15 protein-coding genes and 1 tRNA gene are annotated in these 15862 nt (G+C 69.8%); 11 read left to right on the top strand and 5 right to left on the bottom strand.

The window, feature by feature from the left end; translation table 11 throughout:
* Positions 1–8 precede the first annotated feature (8 nt).
* Positions 9–635 (top strand): hypothetical protein, encoded by a 627-nt coding sequence (locus LX12_RS08280; protein ID WP_253654065.1) that lies wholly within the window; start codon positions 9–11, stop codon positions 633–635.
* Here the strand turns inward: LX12_RS08280 and galK are convergent.
* From galK to LX12_RS08265, 3 genes are read right to left on the bottom strand one after another with little or no spacing between them, the layout of a single operon-like run.
* Positions 622–1725 (bottom strand): galactokinase, encoded by a 1104-nt coding sequence (gene galK, locus LX12_RS08275; RefSeq protein WP_253654064.1) that lies wholly within the window; start codon positions 1723–1725, stop codon positions 622–624. The genes LX12_RS08280 and galK overlap by 14 nt on opposite strands.
* Positions 1722–2837, bottom strand: a complete 1116-nt coding sequence (galT, locus tag LX12_RS08270) for a galactose-1-phosphate uridylyltransferase (RefSeq protein WP_253654063.1) — start codon at positions 2835–2837, stop codon at positions 1722–1724. Before galT ends, galK begins: the two co-directional genes overlap by 4 nt.
* The gene (locus LX12_RS08265) at positions 2834–3622 is read right to left on the bottom strand and encodes a DeoR/GlpR family DNA-binding transcription regulator (protein WP_253654062.1); all 789 of its coding nucleotides are present in this window, start codon (positions 3620–3622) and stop codon (positions 2834–2836) included. Before LX12_RS08265 ends, galT begins: the two co-directional genes overlap by 4 nt.
* A 141-nt stretch (positions 3623–3763) precedes the next feature.
* Between LX12_RS08265 and LX12_RS08260 the strand changes: the two genes are divergently transcribed.
* The 4 genes from LX12_RS08260 to LX12_RS08245 all read left to right on the top strand — a co-directional run bounded on the left by LX12_RS08260 (position 3764) and on the right by LX12_RS08245 (position 7421).
* Positions 3764–5467, top strand: a complete 1704-nt coding sequence (locus LX12_RS08260; protein ID WP_253654061.1) for a sodium:solute symporter family protein — start codon at positions 3764–3766, stop codon at positions 5465–5467.
* 17 nt (positions 5468–5484) lie between these two features.
* Positions 5485–5826: a hypothetical protein gene (locus tag LX12_RS08255; protein WP_253654060.1), complete on the top strand. Its 342-nt coding sequence runs from the start codon at positions 5485–5487 to the stop codon at positions 5824–5826.
* A gap of 281 nt (positions 5827–6107) precedes the next feature.
* Complete coding sequence (locus LX12_RS08250) at positions 6108–6968, top strand: NAD(P)-dependent oxidoreductase (protein ID WP_253654059.1); 861 nt, start codon at positions 6108–6110, stop codon at positions 6966–6968.
* Between the two features lie 108 nt (positions 6969–7076).
* Positions 7077–7421 (top strand): hypothetical protein, encoded by a 345-nt coding sequence (locus LX12_RS08245; protein ID WP_253654058.1) that lies wholly within the window; start codon positions 7077–7079, stop codon positions 7419–7421.
* A 43-nt stretch (positions 7422–7464) separates the two neighbouring features.
* Here the strand turns inward: LX12_RS08245 and LX12_RS08240 are convergent, their stop codons facing one another.
* The gene (locus LX12_RS08240; protein ID WP_253654057.1) at positions 7465–8469 is read right to left on the bottom strand and encodes a GlxA family transcriptional regulator; all 1005 of its coding nucleotides are present in this window, start codon (positions 8467–8469) and stop codon (positions 7465–7467) included.
* A gap of 71 nt (positions 8470–8540) precedes the next feature.
* Here LX12_RS08240 and LX12_RS08235 point away from each other — a divergent pair, with 71 nt between their 5' ends.
* From LX12_RS08235 to LX12_RS08225, 3 genes are read left to right on the top strand one after another with little or no spacing between them, the layout of a single operon-like run.
* A complete protein-coding gene (locus LX12_RS08235; RefSeq protein WP_253654056.1) occupies positions 8541–9851 on the top strand; it encodes an MFS transporter in 1311 nt (436 codons plus the stop codon).
* Positions 9852–9860: 9 nt separating this feature from the next.
* Positions 9861–10289: an SRPBCC family protein gene (locus LX12_RS08230; RefSeq protein WP_253654055.1), complete on the top strand. Its 429-nt coding sequence runs from the start codon at positions 9861–9863 to the stop codon at positions 10287–10289.
* 22 nt (positions 10290–10311) lie between these two features.
* Positions 10312–11553 (top strand): MFS transporter, encoded by a 1242-nt coding sequence (locus LX12_RS08225; protein ID WP_253654054.1) that lies wholly within the window; start codon positions 10312–10314, stop codon positions 11551–11553.
* 44 nt (positions 11554–11597) lie between these two features.
* Here LX12_RS08225 and LX12_RS08220 read toward each other — a convergent pair.
* Positions 11598–11671: transfer RNA gene (locus LX12_RS08220), tRNA-Leu, on the bottom strand.
* A 294-nt stretch (positions 11672–11965) separates the two neighbouring features.
* On the opposite strand from LX12_RS08220, the gene LX12_RS08215 reads away from it, so the two are divergent.
* The 3 genes from LX12_RS08215 to LX12_RS08205 all read left to right on the top strand — a co-directional run bounded on the left by LX12_RS08215 (position 11966) and on the right by LX12_RS08205 (position 15832).
* Positions 11966–13111: an SRPBCC family protein gene (locus tag LX12_RS08215; RefSeq protein ID WP_253654053.1), complete on the top strand. Its 1146-nt coding sequence runs from the start codon at positions 11966–11968 to the stop codon at positions 13109–13111.
* Between the two features lie 144 nt (positions 13112–13255).
* Positions 13256–14122, top strand: a complete 867-nt coding sequence (locus LX12_RS08210; protein WP_253654052.1) for a Bax inhibitor-1/YccA family protein — start codon at positions 13256–13258, stop codon at positions 14120–14122.
* 219 nt (positions 14123–14341) lie between these two features.
* Entirely contained in the window at positions 14342–15832 is a 1491-nt protein-coding gene (locus tag LX12_RS08205; protein ID WP_253654051.1) for an MDR family MFS transporter, read from the top strand.
* The last annotated feature ends 30 nt before the right edge of the window (positions 15833–15862 follow it).

Here is a 15862-nt window from a genome sequence, read left to right as displayed (position 1 = left end):
AGCACGCCATGACCACCCTCGCGACCAGCACACCGATCACCCCCACGTCCCGTCCCGTCGTGCCGACCCGTGCCGCCGGCACACTGCTGACGCTCGGGTCCCTGGCGTGGATCGCGGTGTTGCCGTTCACCGCCGACTCGTCCGACCACGGCGTCGTCGGGGTGATCGGCGCCCTCGCCGCACTGGCCTTCCAGGCGGGCGTCGTCTGGCTCCTCGCCACGCAGTACCGCACCGCGGCGATGGGTGACGGCCGTGTCGCGCGCGGTTTCCACCGTCTCCAGTTCGTCCTCATGGGCGGGGCAATGGGGTCCACCGGCCTCGACGGCCTCGGCGTCCTGCACGGCACGCCGGTGTGGGCGGCGTTCGACGCCTGCTGGCCGCTGTCGATGCTCGGGATGCTGGGCATCGGGATCCGGATCGCGATCGCCGGCCGCTGGACCGGGATCCTGCGCTGGTGGACCCTCGGTGCGCAGAGCTGGTTCGCACTGGTCCCCGTGGCGATGACCGGCGGGGCGATCGCGATGGTGCTGCCGAGCGTCCACGTCGTCCTCGGCTACGCGGTCCTCGGTGTCCTGCTCGCCCGTGTCGGCGGACTGGTTCGCCGGCACGACGGGAGCGTCGTCAGCGCGCGGTGACCACCTGCGCCCCCGCACCGGCCCGGGCCACGCGGACCTCCGGGGACGGACGGTCGGCCGCCCGGGCCTCGTCGTGCAGGGCGCCCGTCAGACGATCGATCGCGTCGGGCGGCATCAGCGCGATGACGCTGCCGCCGAACCCGCCGCCGGTCATGCGCGCACCGAGCGCACCGTGGCGGTGGGCGACCTCGGTGATCCGGTCGATCACCGGTGTGGTGATCGCGAAGTCGTCCCGCATCGACGCGTGTGAGGCGTCCATCAGGAGCCCGAACGTCGGCAGATCTCGCGACCGCAAGGCGTCCACCGCGTCGAGGACACGCCGGTTCTCGGTGACGACGTGCCGGGCGCGACGTCGATCGACCGGGTCGGTGACCGCCTCGAGCGCGGCGTCGAGATCGTCGTCGGGGACCTCTCGCAGGGAGGTGACCCCGAGATCACGGGCCGCGCGTTCGCAGGCGAGGCGGCGGTCGGCGTACTCGCCTCCGGCGTGGCCGTGGGTCGTGCGGGAGTCGACGACGACCAGTTCGACGCCGTCGGTGGCGGGGTCGAACGGCACCTCCCGGACGGAGGTGTCGGCGAAGTCGACGAGAAGCGCCTGACCGTCCCGGCCGCACATCGACGCGATCTGGTCGAGGAGCCCTGTCGGTGCCCCGACGTAGTCGTTCTCGGCCCGCTGCGCGATCCGGGCGGCGTCGATCGGGTCGAGCCGCGCGCCCGAGGTGGCCGAGATCGCCTCCAGGACCGCGCATTCGAGCGCTGCCGACGACGACAGTCCTGCGCCGACGGGCACCGTGCTCGTGATCGTCAGGTCGGCGCCGGTGACCGGGAGGCCGGTACGGCGCGCCGCCCAGAACACCCCGGCCACGTAGGCAGCCCATCCGGTCACGTCGCCGGGCGATGTCTCGACGTCGAACTCGGCCTCGCCGTGGTCGTCTGCGCGCACGGTCACCGTCGACGACCCGGTGGGTGTCAGCGTGACCTCGGTGTGTCGGTCGAGCGCGATGGGGAGCGCGAAACCGTCGTTGTAGTCGGTGTGTTCGCCGATGAGGTTGACCCGACCCGGCGCGCGGGCCACCACGCGACCGGTCATGACGGCCCCGCCGCGCGCAGTCGGTCGGCGACGTCCTCGGGTGTGACGTCGGTGATGAAAGCGTCCATGGCGGATTCCGATCCCGCGAGGAACTTCAGTTTGGTGGCCGAACGTCGGACCGACATGAGCTCGATGTGCAGCGCTCCCTCGGCGTCGACGGAACGGCCCGAGTACTGGTGCACCGCGGCGATGTAGGGCAGCGGGCTGTCGTAGAGACGGTCGAAGCGGCGCAGGACGTCGAGGTGGACCGTCGTCAGGGCGTCGAGTTCCTCGTCGGTGAGGTCCACGAGGTTCGCGACCCGTCGCCGGGGGTGGATGTGCACCTCGACCGGCCAGCGCGCGGCGAACGGGACGAACGCCACGGCCAGTGGATGATCGACGACGACCCTCGTCCCGACCGCGGTCTCACTGGCGACGATGTCTTCGAACAGGTTGCGGCCGGTGCGATCCCGGTGGTCGTCGGCGCGGGCGATCATCGACCGCGTCCGCGGTGTGAGATAGGGGTAGGCGTAGATCTGGCCGTGCGGGTGGGTCAGCGTCACGCCGATCTCCTCGCCGCGGTTCTCGAAACAGAACACCTGTGCCACACCGGGGAGCGTCAGCAGGTGGGCGGTGCGGGTGCGCCAGGCGTCGACGACGAGCCGCGCGTGGTCGTGGGAGAGCGACGCGAACGACGCCGTGTGATCGCTGGAGAAACAGATCACCTCGCACCGGCCGTGTCCGACGGCGCTGACGAGGTCGGCCGACGCCGGGTCGGGCAACGCGAACGGGTGATCGGGTGCCGCCCCGGACAGGCTCGGGAAACGGTTCTCGAACACGACGACGTCGTAGTCGGGCGCGGGGACCTCACTGACCGTGCCGTCCGGCGACGGGCACAACGGACACTGGTCGGCCGGCGGTTTGTAGGTGCGGTCCTGCCTCAGCGCGGCCACGGCGATCCAGTCACCGGTCTGCCGGTCGTAGCGGACCTGGGACTGCAGCCCGCTGCGGTCGGGAAGAGGCCGCCGGTCCGGGACCGGTTGTGGCACATGGCCGTCGAGGGCGAAGAAGTCGATCTCACGACCGTCGGCGAGGTGCGTCGTCACGGCCGGGGGTCGTAGCCGCGGGGTCATCGCGCCACCGGGGCGATCCGGACGTCGCGGATGTGCCGGTCCAGCACGATGCGTGCGGTGTCGGACAGGCCGTCGTCGACGACGAGGGTGTCGGCGCGGTCGAGACCGACGATCACGTGGGCGCCGACCTCGCCGACCTTGGTGTGGTCGGCCACGACGACCAGGGTCCGTCCGATCTCGACCAACCTCCGGTTGGTGGCCGCCTCGGCCATGTTGGGTGTGGTGAGACCCGCGTCGATGTCGAGTCCGTGCACACCCAGGAGCGTCAGGTCGACCCGGAACGACGCCAGAGCGGCGTCGGCGACAGGGCCGACAAGGGCGTCGGAGGGGGTGCGGGTACCGCCGGTCAGCACGACGGTCGGACGTGAACGGCGCACCGTCGCATCGGGATCGGTGAGCTCGCTGAAGATCGCGATCGAGTTGGTGACCACGGTGAGGGAGTCGCGATCCCGCAGGAGTCGGGCGACCTCCAGGGTGGTGGTGCCCGCGCTGATGGCCACGGTCATCCCGTCGTCCACGAGGTGCGCGGCGCACGCTCCGATGGCCCGCTTCTCGGCGGTCTCACGGGTCGCCTTCGCCGCGGATCGCGGTTCCTCGCCGCGGCTGTGTCGGGCCACCGCGCCGCCGTGCACCTTGTGCAGCGCCTCGTCGTCCTGGAGTGCCTCGAGGTCGCGGCGCACCGTCATCTCGGAGACGTTCAGCTCATCGGCGAGGTCGGTGACGCGAGCGGTCCCCTCGCGGTCGAGCACCTCGAGGATGCGGCGGCGTCGTTCTGCGGGGAGCACGGCACCTCCTGTCGGGACCAGCGGGATGAAACGCACAGTATCAAACAGGCGGTGTGTTGAAATCTGTTCGGAAATGTGTGAGGTTGTGTTCACTCGTGACCGGGGTCACTACGGCAGTGACCCGCCCGAAGGAGTTGTCGAATGACGCTTGCCGCGGACTCCGTGCTCCGGCTCAACGCCGGGGCCGTGGACTACGTGCTGATCGCCCTCTATTTCGTGTTCGTCCTCGGGATCGGGTATCTGGCCCGCAGCCAGATCTCCTCGAGTCTCGACTTCTTCCTGTCGGGCCGACGGCTGCCCGCCTGGGTCACCGGCATCGCGTTCGTCTCCGCGAACCTCGGCGCGGTCGAGATCATGGGCATGTCCGCCAACGGGGCGCAGATCGGCCTCGCGACCATGCACTACTACTGGATCGGCGCCATCCCCGCGATGCTGTTCCTCGGCGTCGTGATGATGCCGTTCTACTATGGGTCGAAGGTCCGCAGCGTCCCCGAGTTCATGCGACGGCGTTTCGGCACGGGTGCGCACCTCGTCAACGCCATCAGCTTCGCGGTCGCCCAGGTGCTCATCGCCGGCGTCAACCTCTACCTGCTCGCCACGATCGTGAACGTGATCCTCGGCTGGAGCCAATGGGTCTCGCTCATCGTGGCCGCCGCGATCGTGCTGACCTACACAGCACTGGGCGGGCTCTCCGCCGCCATCTACAACGAGGTCCTGCAGTTCTTCGTCATCCTCGCGGCGTTGGTCCCGCTGACCGTCTTCGGGCTCATCAAGGTCGGCGGATGGAACGGGCTGAAGGAGAAGATCGTCGCGACCACCAGTGACGGCAAGGTCACCGCGAGCATCCACGACCAGATCACGTCCTGGCCCGGAAACGCGTTGAGCGGCTTCGACAGTCCCGTGTGGTCGGTGATCGGCATCGTCTTCGGCCTCGGGTTCGTGCTCTCGTTCGGCTACTGGACGACGAACTTCGTCGAGGTGCAGCGGGCGATGGCGTCGAACTCGATGAACGCCTCCCGGCGCGCACCCATCATCGGCGCGATCCCGAAGATGTTCATCCCCTTCGTCGTCGTGATCCCGGGCATGATCTGCGCGGCCGTCATCGGCGACATGATCTCGCTGAAGAGCGGCCCGAACGCGGCGGATGTCACCTACAACGACGCGATGCTGCTGATGATCCGCGACATCCTGCCCAACGGCCTCCTCGGCGTGGCGGTGGCGGGTCTGCTCGCGTCGTTCATGGCCGGCATGGCCGCGAACATCTCGGCGTTCAACACCGTGTTCAGCTACGACATCTGGCAGCAGTACGTCGTGAAGAACCGGCCGGACGGCTACTACATCACCGTGGGCCGGGTCGCGACCGTCGGTGCGACGGTGCTCGCGATCTTCACCGCCCTCATCGCGTCGGGCTACTCGAACCTGATGGACTACCTGCAGACGCTGTTCGGGTTCTTCAACGCCCCGCTGTTCGCGACGTTCCTGCTCGGCATGTTCTGGAAGCGGATGACCGCGACCGCCGGCTGGACCGGTCTGGTGGCCGGAACCCTCTCCGCCGTCGTCGTGTTCATCCTCTCCGAGGTCGGGGTGATCAACCTTCCCGGCCAGGGCATGCCGTTCGTCGCGGCGTCCGCGGCGTTCGTCGTCGACATCCTCGTCAGCGTCGTGGTGACCATGGCGACGCAGCCGAAACCGGCGAAGGAACTGATCGGTCTCGTGTACTCGGAGACCCCGAAGTCGCACTTCACCGATCCCGCCGACGCCGGAGCCGCCTGGTACGCGCGGCCGGTGCCGCTGGCCGGTGTCGCGCTCGTCCTCGTCGTCGCCCTCAACGTCGTCTTCCACTGAGTGTCAGGAGTTCTCGCATGATCACCGAGCAACCCCACCCGACGGCCGGTCGGGGAGCGCAGTTCCTCGCCCGGATCTTCGACATCCGCATCATCGTCGCCGCGCTGATGGGCATCTACGGGATCGTCCTCATCGTCGGGGGCGCCGCACCCGGCGTCCTGGGGATCGAGTCCCACAGGCCGTCGGACGCCAACCGCGTCGACCTCGAGGCGGGCACGACGGCCAACCTCTGGGTCGGCCTGATCCTGGCCGCGGTCGCCGCGCTCTTCGTCGCCTGGGCGCTGCTGCGCCCGCTGCCCGTCCGGGATCCGTCACAGGCCGCCGACCCGGGTGAGGGACGGAAGGTCGACGCCGGCTGACCCCGGGGCTTCCGCCCCCGACGACACCGAACGTGCAGTCGATCCCGTCGACCGTGCACCAGATTCGCGCGACCGTGCAGTCGTTGCCGCCGCTGCGGCGTCGTGTGCACGCTCGGCGGAATCTGGTGCACGCTCGAGGACGTGGTTCGGTGCTCCCGACGTCGCCGATCGGGAAGTTCGTCATGCGCATCAGTGTTGATCCGGCGGTCGCCGGGATCCCATGACAGACGTCATGGTCCCGGCACGGCAGATGGCACCTGACGCGATGGGATGTGGGATCAATGGCGCGAATCGGACTTCTCGGGACCGGGATCATGGGAGCGGGCATGGCGCGCAGCATCATCCGTGCCGGCCATGACCTGACCGTGTGGAATCGCAGCCAGGAGAAGGCGGCTCCTCTCGCCGACGACGGCGCGACCGTCGTCGGCGACCCGGCCGAGGCCGTCCGCGGTGCCGAGATCGTCGTCACGATGCTCTACGACGCCGATTCCGTGGCCGACGTGGTCGGAACCGTCGCAGGGGAGTTCTCCGACGGCGCGGTCTGGTTGCAGACGTCGACCGTCGGGCTCGACGGCGTCGACCGTCTCGGCCGGCTCGCCCGCGAGCACGGGATCGCCATGCTGGACGCGCCCGTCCTCGGCACGAAGGAACCCGCGGAGAAGGGCGCGCTCACCGTTCTCGTCGGCGGCGACGAGTCGCTGCGCGAGCGGGTGGAGCCCGTGCTCGACGCCATCGGTGCCGGCACCGTCTGGGTCGGGCCGGAGCTCGGCGACGGTCACCGCCTCAAGCTGGTGGCGAACTCGTGGGTGCTGTCGCTGGTGACCGCGACCGGCCAGGCGATCGGTCTCGCCCAGCGGTTCGGCGTCGACCCGCAGCTCTTCCTCGACGCGATCTCCGGCGGCCCGCTCGACGCCGGATACGCCCAGCTCAAGGGCAAGGCGATGCTGGCCCGGGAGTTCCCGGCGTCGTTCGGCGCGGACGGCGCCCTCAAGGACGCCGGTCTCATCGCCGCCGCGATGGAATCGGTCGGCATGGACGCATCGGTGATGCAGGCCATCCACGACCGCTTCGTCTCGACCGTCGACGCAGGTCACGCCCGTGAGGACATGGCATCGGTGATCGACGGTTTCGACGGGCGGTGACGCGGGCAGCCGCGTTGTGAGGTCGCGGCGTTCGCGCTCAGCGGAATAGTTCAGTTCGTCCGGTGTTGGACAGTTGGTCCAGTCGCCCGTGAAGCAAGGAGCAGGCAAATGACTGCAGCAGTCGGAACAGCGGCCAAGAAGCGTCGCGGCAAGGCCATGTCACCGGCCCGGGAGCGCCGCGCACACCTGCAGAAGGCCCTGCGGTGGGGACGGGTCGGATGGGTGGCGTTCATGTTCGGGTCGGCGGCTCTCGCCCTCGGCATCGCGGGTCTCGCCACCGGCAACACGGTGCCCGGGATCGTCGCACTCGTCGTCTGGGTTGTGCTGTACGGCACGGTCGTCTACTCGATCCGTGCCGCGGCGATGGCCCGCGGTGACCGAACCCTCCAGGAGCACGTCGCCCGCGTGCGACGTACGCGCTACCGCAGCGCCTACCCGCACCACCAGGACTGACGCCTGACGCACGAACCGTCCAACCCAACCCCGTTCTCGCAGGTCACCCGGATGCAGTGACCTGCGAGAACGCTTTTCGGTAGGCGGTCGGCGACATCCCGATGCCTGTCCGCAGGTGATGACGCAGGTTGTCGGCGCTGCCCAGCCCCGACCGCGCCGCGACCTCGTCGACGGTCGCCCCACCCGCCTCGAGCATCTCGCGCGCCCGGTCGACGCGGCGGTTGCGCACCCACTCGCCTGGGGACACGCCCGTCTCGGCCCGGAAGCGACGGCTGAACGTTCGTGTGCTCATGTGCGCGTGCGCGGCCAGACGACGGATCGACAGGTCCTCCACGAGGTGGTCCAGGGCCCACGCGCGTGTCGGCGCCGTGCTGTCGTCGGGACGGTCGACGACGGCGTGACTGATGAACTGTGCCTGACCGCCCTCTCGCACCGGCGGGACGACGCAATACCGGGCAACCGAATTCGCCAGGGCGGCCCCGTGATCGAGGCGGAGCAGGTGCAGACAGAGATCGATCCCCGCGGACAACCCGGCGGAGCTGAAGGGTCCGGTCGACCGGGACTCTCCGTCGCCACCGTCGACGAACAGGACGGCCTCGTCGAGCCGGACCTGTGGGAAGAGCGCCCGGAACTCGGCGGCGGCGCGCCAGTGGGTCGTCGCCGGGAGATCGTCGAGCCGCCCGGACGCGGCGAGTACGAACGCGCCGGTGCAGATCGACACCCACCGAGCCGTGGACGGCACGCTGTCGAGCGCGGCCGCCACCTCGGGATCGAGAGTCCCCCTCTCCCGAGCGGGGGGATACCGCGTCCCGGGGACGACGACCGTGTCCGCGGTGGTGAGTTCGTCGAGGTCCCCGGCGGGAACGATGCCGTAGCCACTCGTGGTGGTCACGGGCCCACCGCCCAGGGAGCACGTGACCACCTCGTACAGGGGCGATCCGTCGCGGTCGCGTGCCTCCCCGAAGACGAGCGGGGCGATCGTCGCGTCGAAACCGACGACCGGGGCGAGCAACAGCACCACCACGCGATGGCGACGAACCGGTGTCATGGCACGATCTTCCCGCATTGTGGCGATCGTGCCAATGGCGAGGCGCGTCCCGATGGGCGAGAGTTCTCCTCATGCTGCTGACCCCGACCCGCCGGATCCATCGCGGATGGATCGTCGCGGCGGTCGCCTTCGTCGCGATCCTCGGCGCCGCCGGGTTCCGTGCCGTACCGAGCGTCATGATGGACCCGCTCCACATGGAGTTCGGGTGGTCGCACGCCACGGTCGGTGCCGCGATGTCGATCAACATGACGCTGTTCGGTCTCACCGCGCCGTTCGCCGCGGCGCTCATGGACCGCTTCGGGGTGCGGCCGGTCCTCGCGGTCGCACTGGCGCTCATCGCCGCCGGTACGGGGCTGGGTGCGACGATGACCGCCGAGTGGCAACTGTTGCTGCTGTGGGGCGTGCTGGTGGGGCTCGGCACCGGGTCCATCTCGATGGGCTTCGTGGCCACCGTGGCCACCCGGTGGTTCGTCGAACGACGGGGTCTGGTCACGGGCATCCTCACCGCGGCGAGCGCCACCGGCCAGCTGATCTTCCTGCCCGTGGTCGCGGCCGCCACCGATCGCTTCGGGTGGCGCGTCGCATCGCTCATCGTCACCGCGGTGGCTCTGGCCGTCGTCCCTCTGGTGCTGGTGTTCATCCGCGACCGCCCGTCCGACGTCGGGCTGGCACCCGTCGGTGGGGTCGCCGACACGCCCGAGGAGGTCCTCCCGACGGGGACGTTCTCCGCGGCGTTCGCAGGTCTGGTCATCGGGATGCGCACCCGTGCGTTCTGGCTCCTCGCAGCGAGCTTCGCCATCTGCGGGATGACGACCAACGGCCTGATCGGCACGCACTTCATCCCTGCGGCGGGCGATCACGGGATGCCGACGACGGTCGCGGCGGGCCTGCTCGCGACGATCGGCATCTTCGACGTCGCGGGCACCGTCTTCTCGGGGTGGTTGACCGACCGTGTCAGCCCGCGGGTGCTGCTCGTCGTGTACTACCTCGGTCGCGGGGTGTCGCTCGTGCTGCTGCCGTCGTTGCTGTCACCGCACGCCGAGCCCAGCACGTGGGTGTTCATCATCTTCTACGGCCTCGACTGGGTGGCCACCGTGCCGCCGACGATCGCGATCTGCCGCGAGTGGTTCGGCGACCGGACGCCGGTCGTCTTCGGCTGGGTGTTCGCCTCGCATCAGATCGGCGCGGCCGTCGCGGCGTTCGGGGCCGGGTGGATCCGGGACGCCGAGGGCAGCTACGACCTCGCCTTCCATCTGGCCGCGGGCTTGTGCGTCGTGGCCGCTGTGTGTTGTGCCGGGATCCGGGGGCCCCGGACGGTGAAGGGTCCCACACCCGACGTCGGGAACGACGACTCGACGTTGCAACGCTCGTTGTCACGTTAGAGTGGGCGCATGGTCTCCGGAACCGCACAGGTCGATGTGAAAGCCTCTCGCGCAGACGTACTGGCGGCGATCGCCGACGTCGAGAACCTCCCCACGTGGTCACCGATCCACAAGGAGATCGAGGTCCTCGAGCGCGACGACGAGGGACGCCCGACCAAGGCTTGGATGAAGGTGTCGCTCATGGGGATCAGCGACGAGCAGACGCTGTCGTTCTCGTGGTCGGACTCCGGTGTCACCTGGGATCTCGTCGAGGGCGGCCAGCAGAAGGCGCAGCACGCCGTGTACACGCTCACCGACGCCGACGGCGGGGGCACACACGTCGAGTTCGAGATGAGCCTGGACCCGAAGATCCCCGTTCCCGGGTTCGTCCTGAACAAGGGCAAGAAGGCGATCATCCAGATGGCGACCGAGGGTCTGCGCGACCAGGTCGACGGCTGACCGAGGCCGCTCGGCCAGGACGATGACCACCGCGACGCGCGCCTCGTCGGCGCGACCGTCGGTGGTCGTCCTCCTCCTGTCGCTCTACTTCGCACAGGGTCTGCCGTACGGGTTCTTCACGACGGCACTGCCCGTCGTGCTGCGGCAGTCGGGGTACTCGCTCGTGGCGATCAGCGCCACCGGGATCCTGTTCGCGCCGTGGGCCCTGAAGGTCCTCTGGGCGCCGCTCGTCGACCGTACGGGGACCCGCCGACGGTGGGTCGTGGCGATGCAGATCGCCACCGCCACAGTGGCTCTCGTCCTCGCCTGTGTCGATCTCGGTGCGTCGACGGCTCCACTCTTCGTCGGCGTGGCACTGATCAACGTGTTCGCCGCGACCCAGGACGTCGCGACCGACGGCATCGCCGTCACCGCCCTCGACACGCGGGGGAGGGGGCTCGGCAACGGCATCCAGGTCGGCGCGTACCGCGTCGGGATGATCGCCGGCGGCGGCGGGCTGCTGTGGCTGTACTCGATCGCCGACTGGCGGGCACTCTTCGTGGCGATGGCGGTCCTGGTGGTGCTCACCACCATCCCCGTGCTGTGGTTCCGCGACACGGCGTCCCCGGTGCGCCGCGAGGATGCCGCGGCGTCGCCGGTCACCTGGGCGCGACGGCTGGCGCGGCCGGGTGTCCTCGCGCTCGTCGGGTTGGTGGCGGCGTACAAGTTCGGCAGCGCGATGGGGTCGGCGCTGATCGGTCCCTTCCTGTCCGATCAGGGTCTGACGCTGCGGGAGATCGCCCTTCTCGACGGCGCGGTGTCGTCGGGCGCCGCCGTCGCGGGAGCCGCGGTGGGGGGAGTGCTCGCGTTCCGACTCGGTCGGGTGACGGCTCTCCTCGTGGGTGGTGTCGCCCAGTCGGTCGCGTTGGTGGCGTTCGTCGTGGCCGCGGGCGGCGGCGGGGTCGGGGTGATCGTCGTCGCGACGGTGGCCGAACACGTCTGCGGTGGCATCGCCACCGTCGCGGTGTTCGCACTCATGATGGACTCGGCCGAGAAGGCCTTCGCGGGAACGGATTACACCCTGCTCGCTTGCGCGGTCGTGGTGGTGCAGGGTGTCGCGGGGTTCGCGGCCGGGGTCGTCGGCGACGTGTTCGGGTACGTGACGCTCTACGCGTCGGCGGCGATCCTGTCGGCGCTGGGGTGCGCCGTGATGCTCCGTGGCCTTCGGTCGGGCCGAGGGCCGGACCGGCTCCACGAGGTTCTCCACCCGGCTGCCGTCCGTTGACCGGACGACCCCTCCGGTCGTGCCCCCCGGTCGGAGACCGGTAGTGCCCCCAGTCGGGTTCGAACCGACACTGGGCGGATTTTAAGTCCGCTGCCTCTGCCAATTGGGCTATGGGGGCGATGGTTTCACATCACACATCATTTGTTGTGTTAAGCAGTGGGGCCCGTGGCCCGGCCCCGGAATGTGCTGCAGGATGCCATGTTCGCCGATGCGGCGGTCCGCGTCGCGTGGGGGTCCCCGGTGACCCGTCACGAACCCGCGAGTTCGAGGTCGACGTGACACGGGACCTGTGCCACCGTGAATGCCGAGGTGGCGTTCGGGGCGCGACCATCGGCACCTCTTGACCACGGGTGTCGGGACACGCAGGATGAGCGCCATCCCCGTACATGTGAACGGCAGAGCGACGACCACCATGACCCGATTCGACCTGGCGACCGACCTCGACTGCAGTGTGGAGCAGGCGTGGCGCCTCCTCACGGACCCGGCCGTCAAGAACACGTGGTCCCGTGGCCTCACCACCGCCCGCGACGCGGGTGGCGACGGCCGGATGGACCGCGCCGGTGCCGTCCGTGAGGTGAAGGTCGACCTGCCCACCCGGCCCCGCGTCCAGGAGGTCGTCACCTGCGCCGATGAGCCGAACCGCTTCGCGTATCGGATCTTCAAGGCGTCCCCGCTGCTGCGGGAGTACAGCTGCTCCATCGACATCGAGCCCACCGACGACGGGTGCGCCGTGCACTACGTCGTCGACGTCGACTTCGTCCCCACCGTCGGTCCGTTGGTCGCGCCCCCGCTGCGGCGGTCGATCGAGAAGTCGCTGAAGGGTCTCTCCGAGCAGTCGCGGCACCTCGCCGCCGACCCCGAGCCGCTGCCGTACCGCCGGACGCCCCGTCGGCGGCCGGGTGGCGCCGCGGCCCTGCGGCCGCAGCTCGAGCGGTACCTCGGTCATCAGCGGATCCTGGCCGACGAGCTCGCCGCCGACGAGGACCCGAAGGCCTGGTTCGCCCGGCTGTGCGCCCTCACCACCGAGGAGCTGCTGCACCGCGTCGACGAGGGCCGCTACGCCGAGCCCGAGTGGATGATGCGGCTGATGGCCGTCCTGCACCGCCGGCATGTCTCGAACCTGCACGCCTACACCTCGGGTGGGGCCGTCTCCACCGCGTGGCGCGAGGCGTGGGCCGTGTGCGACGAGAACGACAACCCCCGCTCGTTCCGTCACGTCGCCGCCGGGGTCGTCGCCGCGTCGCGGGCGCACATGGAGGACGACATGCCGCGCGCGCTCGCCGAGGCGTACGCGGCGGTCGCCGACGAGCGGGACTACCGCGAGTTCCGGTCCGACTATCTCGACGTCGCGCCCGTCTACGCCCTGGCCGTCGACCGGCTGTGCGCGGAGATCCCCGCGCCGTTCCTACCGCGTGTGCTGCGCATGTCAGGGCGGGTCCTGCCCGAGATGCGTGACGCGATGACGCGACTCTTCTACGACGTGGAGGCCGACCGGCTTCGCGCCTTCGACAGGGGTTTCGCGCTGGCCTGCCAGGTCGGCGACGTCCCCGCGCCGTAGCGGTGCGTCCGACGGCGCGAAAGGTCAAGAGCAAGTAAAGTCGGGCGGGAACCCTGGCGACCGGTGTGTCGTTGGGGAGATGTACGCCTCTGTCGAGGCCCGACCGCCGGTCGGGACGGGCAGAACTTCGAAAGGACCCCAGCGGTGCGAGAGAGCAGCAATCCGGTGATGCGCGGAGTGCTCCGCGACAACTCGAAGGCCGGGGGCTATGCCGGGTTCGGTACCGGTGTGGCCGGCGCCGGCCAGGCGATGTACGGCCAGGCGGGCCAGCCGCAGCAGGTGGACCCCTACGCGCGGCCGAATCAGCCGGTCGGCACCCGTGCACTGACCATCGACGACGTCGTCACCAAGACGGCCATGACCCTCGGCGTCCTGATCCTGTCGTCGATCGTGTCGTACTTCCTCGTGCACCAGAACGTGGCGCTGGCGATGCCGTTGCTCCTCGTCGGTGCCCTCGGTGGTTTCGCCCTGGTGATGGTCGCCAGCTTCGGACGCAAGCAGGACAACCCCGCGATCGTGCTGTCGTACGCGGTCCTGGAGGGCCTGTTCGTCGGTGCGGTGTCGTTCGTGTTCGCCAACCTCGCCGTCAGCGGGACCTCCGCCGGCGTGCTGATCGGTCAGGCGATCCTGGGCACCTTCGGTGTGTTCGCGGGCATGCTCGTCGTCTACAAGACCGGCGCGATCCGCGTCACGCCCCGCTTCACGCGGATGCTCTTCGCCGCCCTCATGGGTGTCATCGTGCTCATCCTGGGCAACCTGGTGGTCGGCTTCTTCAACGGTGGCTCTGGCCTGGGTCTGTACGACGGCGGCCCGATCGCGATCATCTTCTCGCTGGTCTGCATCGGCCTGGCGGCGTTCAGCTTCCTCGTCGACTTCGACTCGGCGGATCGCCTCATCCGCGCCGGCGCCCCGTCGCGCGCCGCCTGGGGCATCGCGCTCGGCCTGACCGTGACCCTGGTGTGGCTGTACGTCGAGATCCTGCGTCTGCTCAGCTACTTCAACCAGGACTGACCCGGCGTCGGCCCTACGCCGACGACATCGGACCGACAGCCCCGCACCGACACGGTGCGGGGCTGTCGTCGTGTGCGGGAAATCCGGTCGATCCCTGTCGGCCACTGTTGCTACCGTCACCCGACCGTCGACGATCGGCCATCCCGATCGCGGCGATGAGTTCTGCGGACGCGTCGGGTCTGTACCCGGTGACGCCATCCGACGCCGAGAGGACCCCAGATGACCGCCGCGACCACCCCCGCCGCGCCGACACCGGCCGCCCCGGACGACCGACTCCCCCGCGAGCACGTCGTCGTGATCGGTGTGCTGCTCGTCGCCTCGTTCGTGGTGATCCTCAACGAGACCGTCATGAGCGTGGCGATCCCGGTGCTGCAGAGGGACCTCGGGGTCCCGCCGAGCGTCGGGCAGTGGCTGACGACCGCCTTCATGCTCACCATGGCGGTCGTCATCCCGCTGACGGGCTTCCTCATCCATCGGCACGGCACGCGGACACTGTTCGTCGCGGCCATGTCGGCGTTCACGGTCGGGACGGTGATCGCGTTCGCCGCACCGGGTTTCGAGGTGCTGCTCGTCGCGCGGGTCGTACAGGCGCTGGGCACCGCGATCATGCTGCCGCTGCTGATGACCACGGTCATGACCGTCGTCCCGGAGAACCGACGCGGGGTGATGATGGGCAACATCTCCGTCGTCATCGCGGTCGCGCCGGCGCTCGGGCCGACCGTGTCGGGTCTCGTCCTCGACAACCTGGGGTGGCGGTGGGTCTTCGGCGTGGTCGCCCCGATCGCGGCCGCCGCACTGGTCGCCGGCCTGGTCCTCGTGAAGCCCGTCGGGCCCCGGGTGTCCGCGCCGATCGACCTGCTCTCCGTGCCGCTCGCCGTCCTCGGTTTCGGTGGCCTCGTGTACGGGCTCGTCGGGATCGGTGAAGCCGCCGACCACGGATCGGCCGTCCCGGTCTGGATCCCGTTCACCGTGGGCGCCTGCGCGCTCGCGGCGTTCGTCGCGCGACAACTCCTGCTCGCCCGCACCGATCGTGCGCTGCTCGACCTGCGCGTGTTCTCGTCGTCGACGTTCACGCTGTCGATCGTCGCGATGGTCGTCGCCATGGCGACGATGATGGGCACGTTCATCGTGGTGCCGTACTTCGCCCAGGCCGTCCTCGGCTTCAGCCCGTTCACCACCGGGCTGCTCACCCTCCCGGGCGGTCTGGTGATGGGACTGGCCGGACCGGTGATCGGTCGTGTCTACGACCTGCGCGGACATCGTCCGCTGGTGCTGCCCGGTGCGCTCGCCATCACTGCGGGTGTGTGGTCGCTCTCCGTCGTGGACACGTCGACGAGCGTGTGGTGGCTGCTGGGGGCCAACGTCCTGCTCTGCCTGGGCCTCGCCGCGACGTTCACGCCGCTGATGACCCTGGCCCTCGGATCGGTGGCGCCGGAGCGGTATTCGCACGGATCGGCCGCGCTGGGCACCTTCCAGCAGGTCGCGGGCGCGGCCGGGACCGCCTTGTTCGTCACCGTGATGACGGTGGTGTCCGCGGGCGACCACACGACGCAGGCCGCTGCCTCCGAGGCGATCGCCGACGGTGTGCGGACCGTGTTCACGGTCGCGGGATGCCTGGGGATCGTGCTGATCGGGCTCGTCTGTCTGCTGCGCTTCCCGAAGCCGCTCGCCCCGGTGATCGAGGACGACGCGGCGGTCGCCGCGGTCTGACACCCCACGACGACGACGGCCGCCGGCGGG

Source organism: Williamsia serinedens (assembly GCF_024171725.1).
Taxonomy (GTDB): domain Bacteria; phylum Actinomycetota; class Actinomycetes; order Mycobacteriales; family Mycobacteriaceae; genus Williamsia_A; species Williamsia_A serinedens.
Note: the sequence above shows the minus strand (reverse complement) of the source record. Positions and strands in the feature narration are given on the sequence as shown.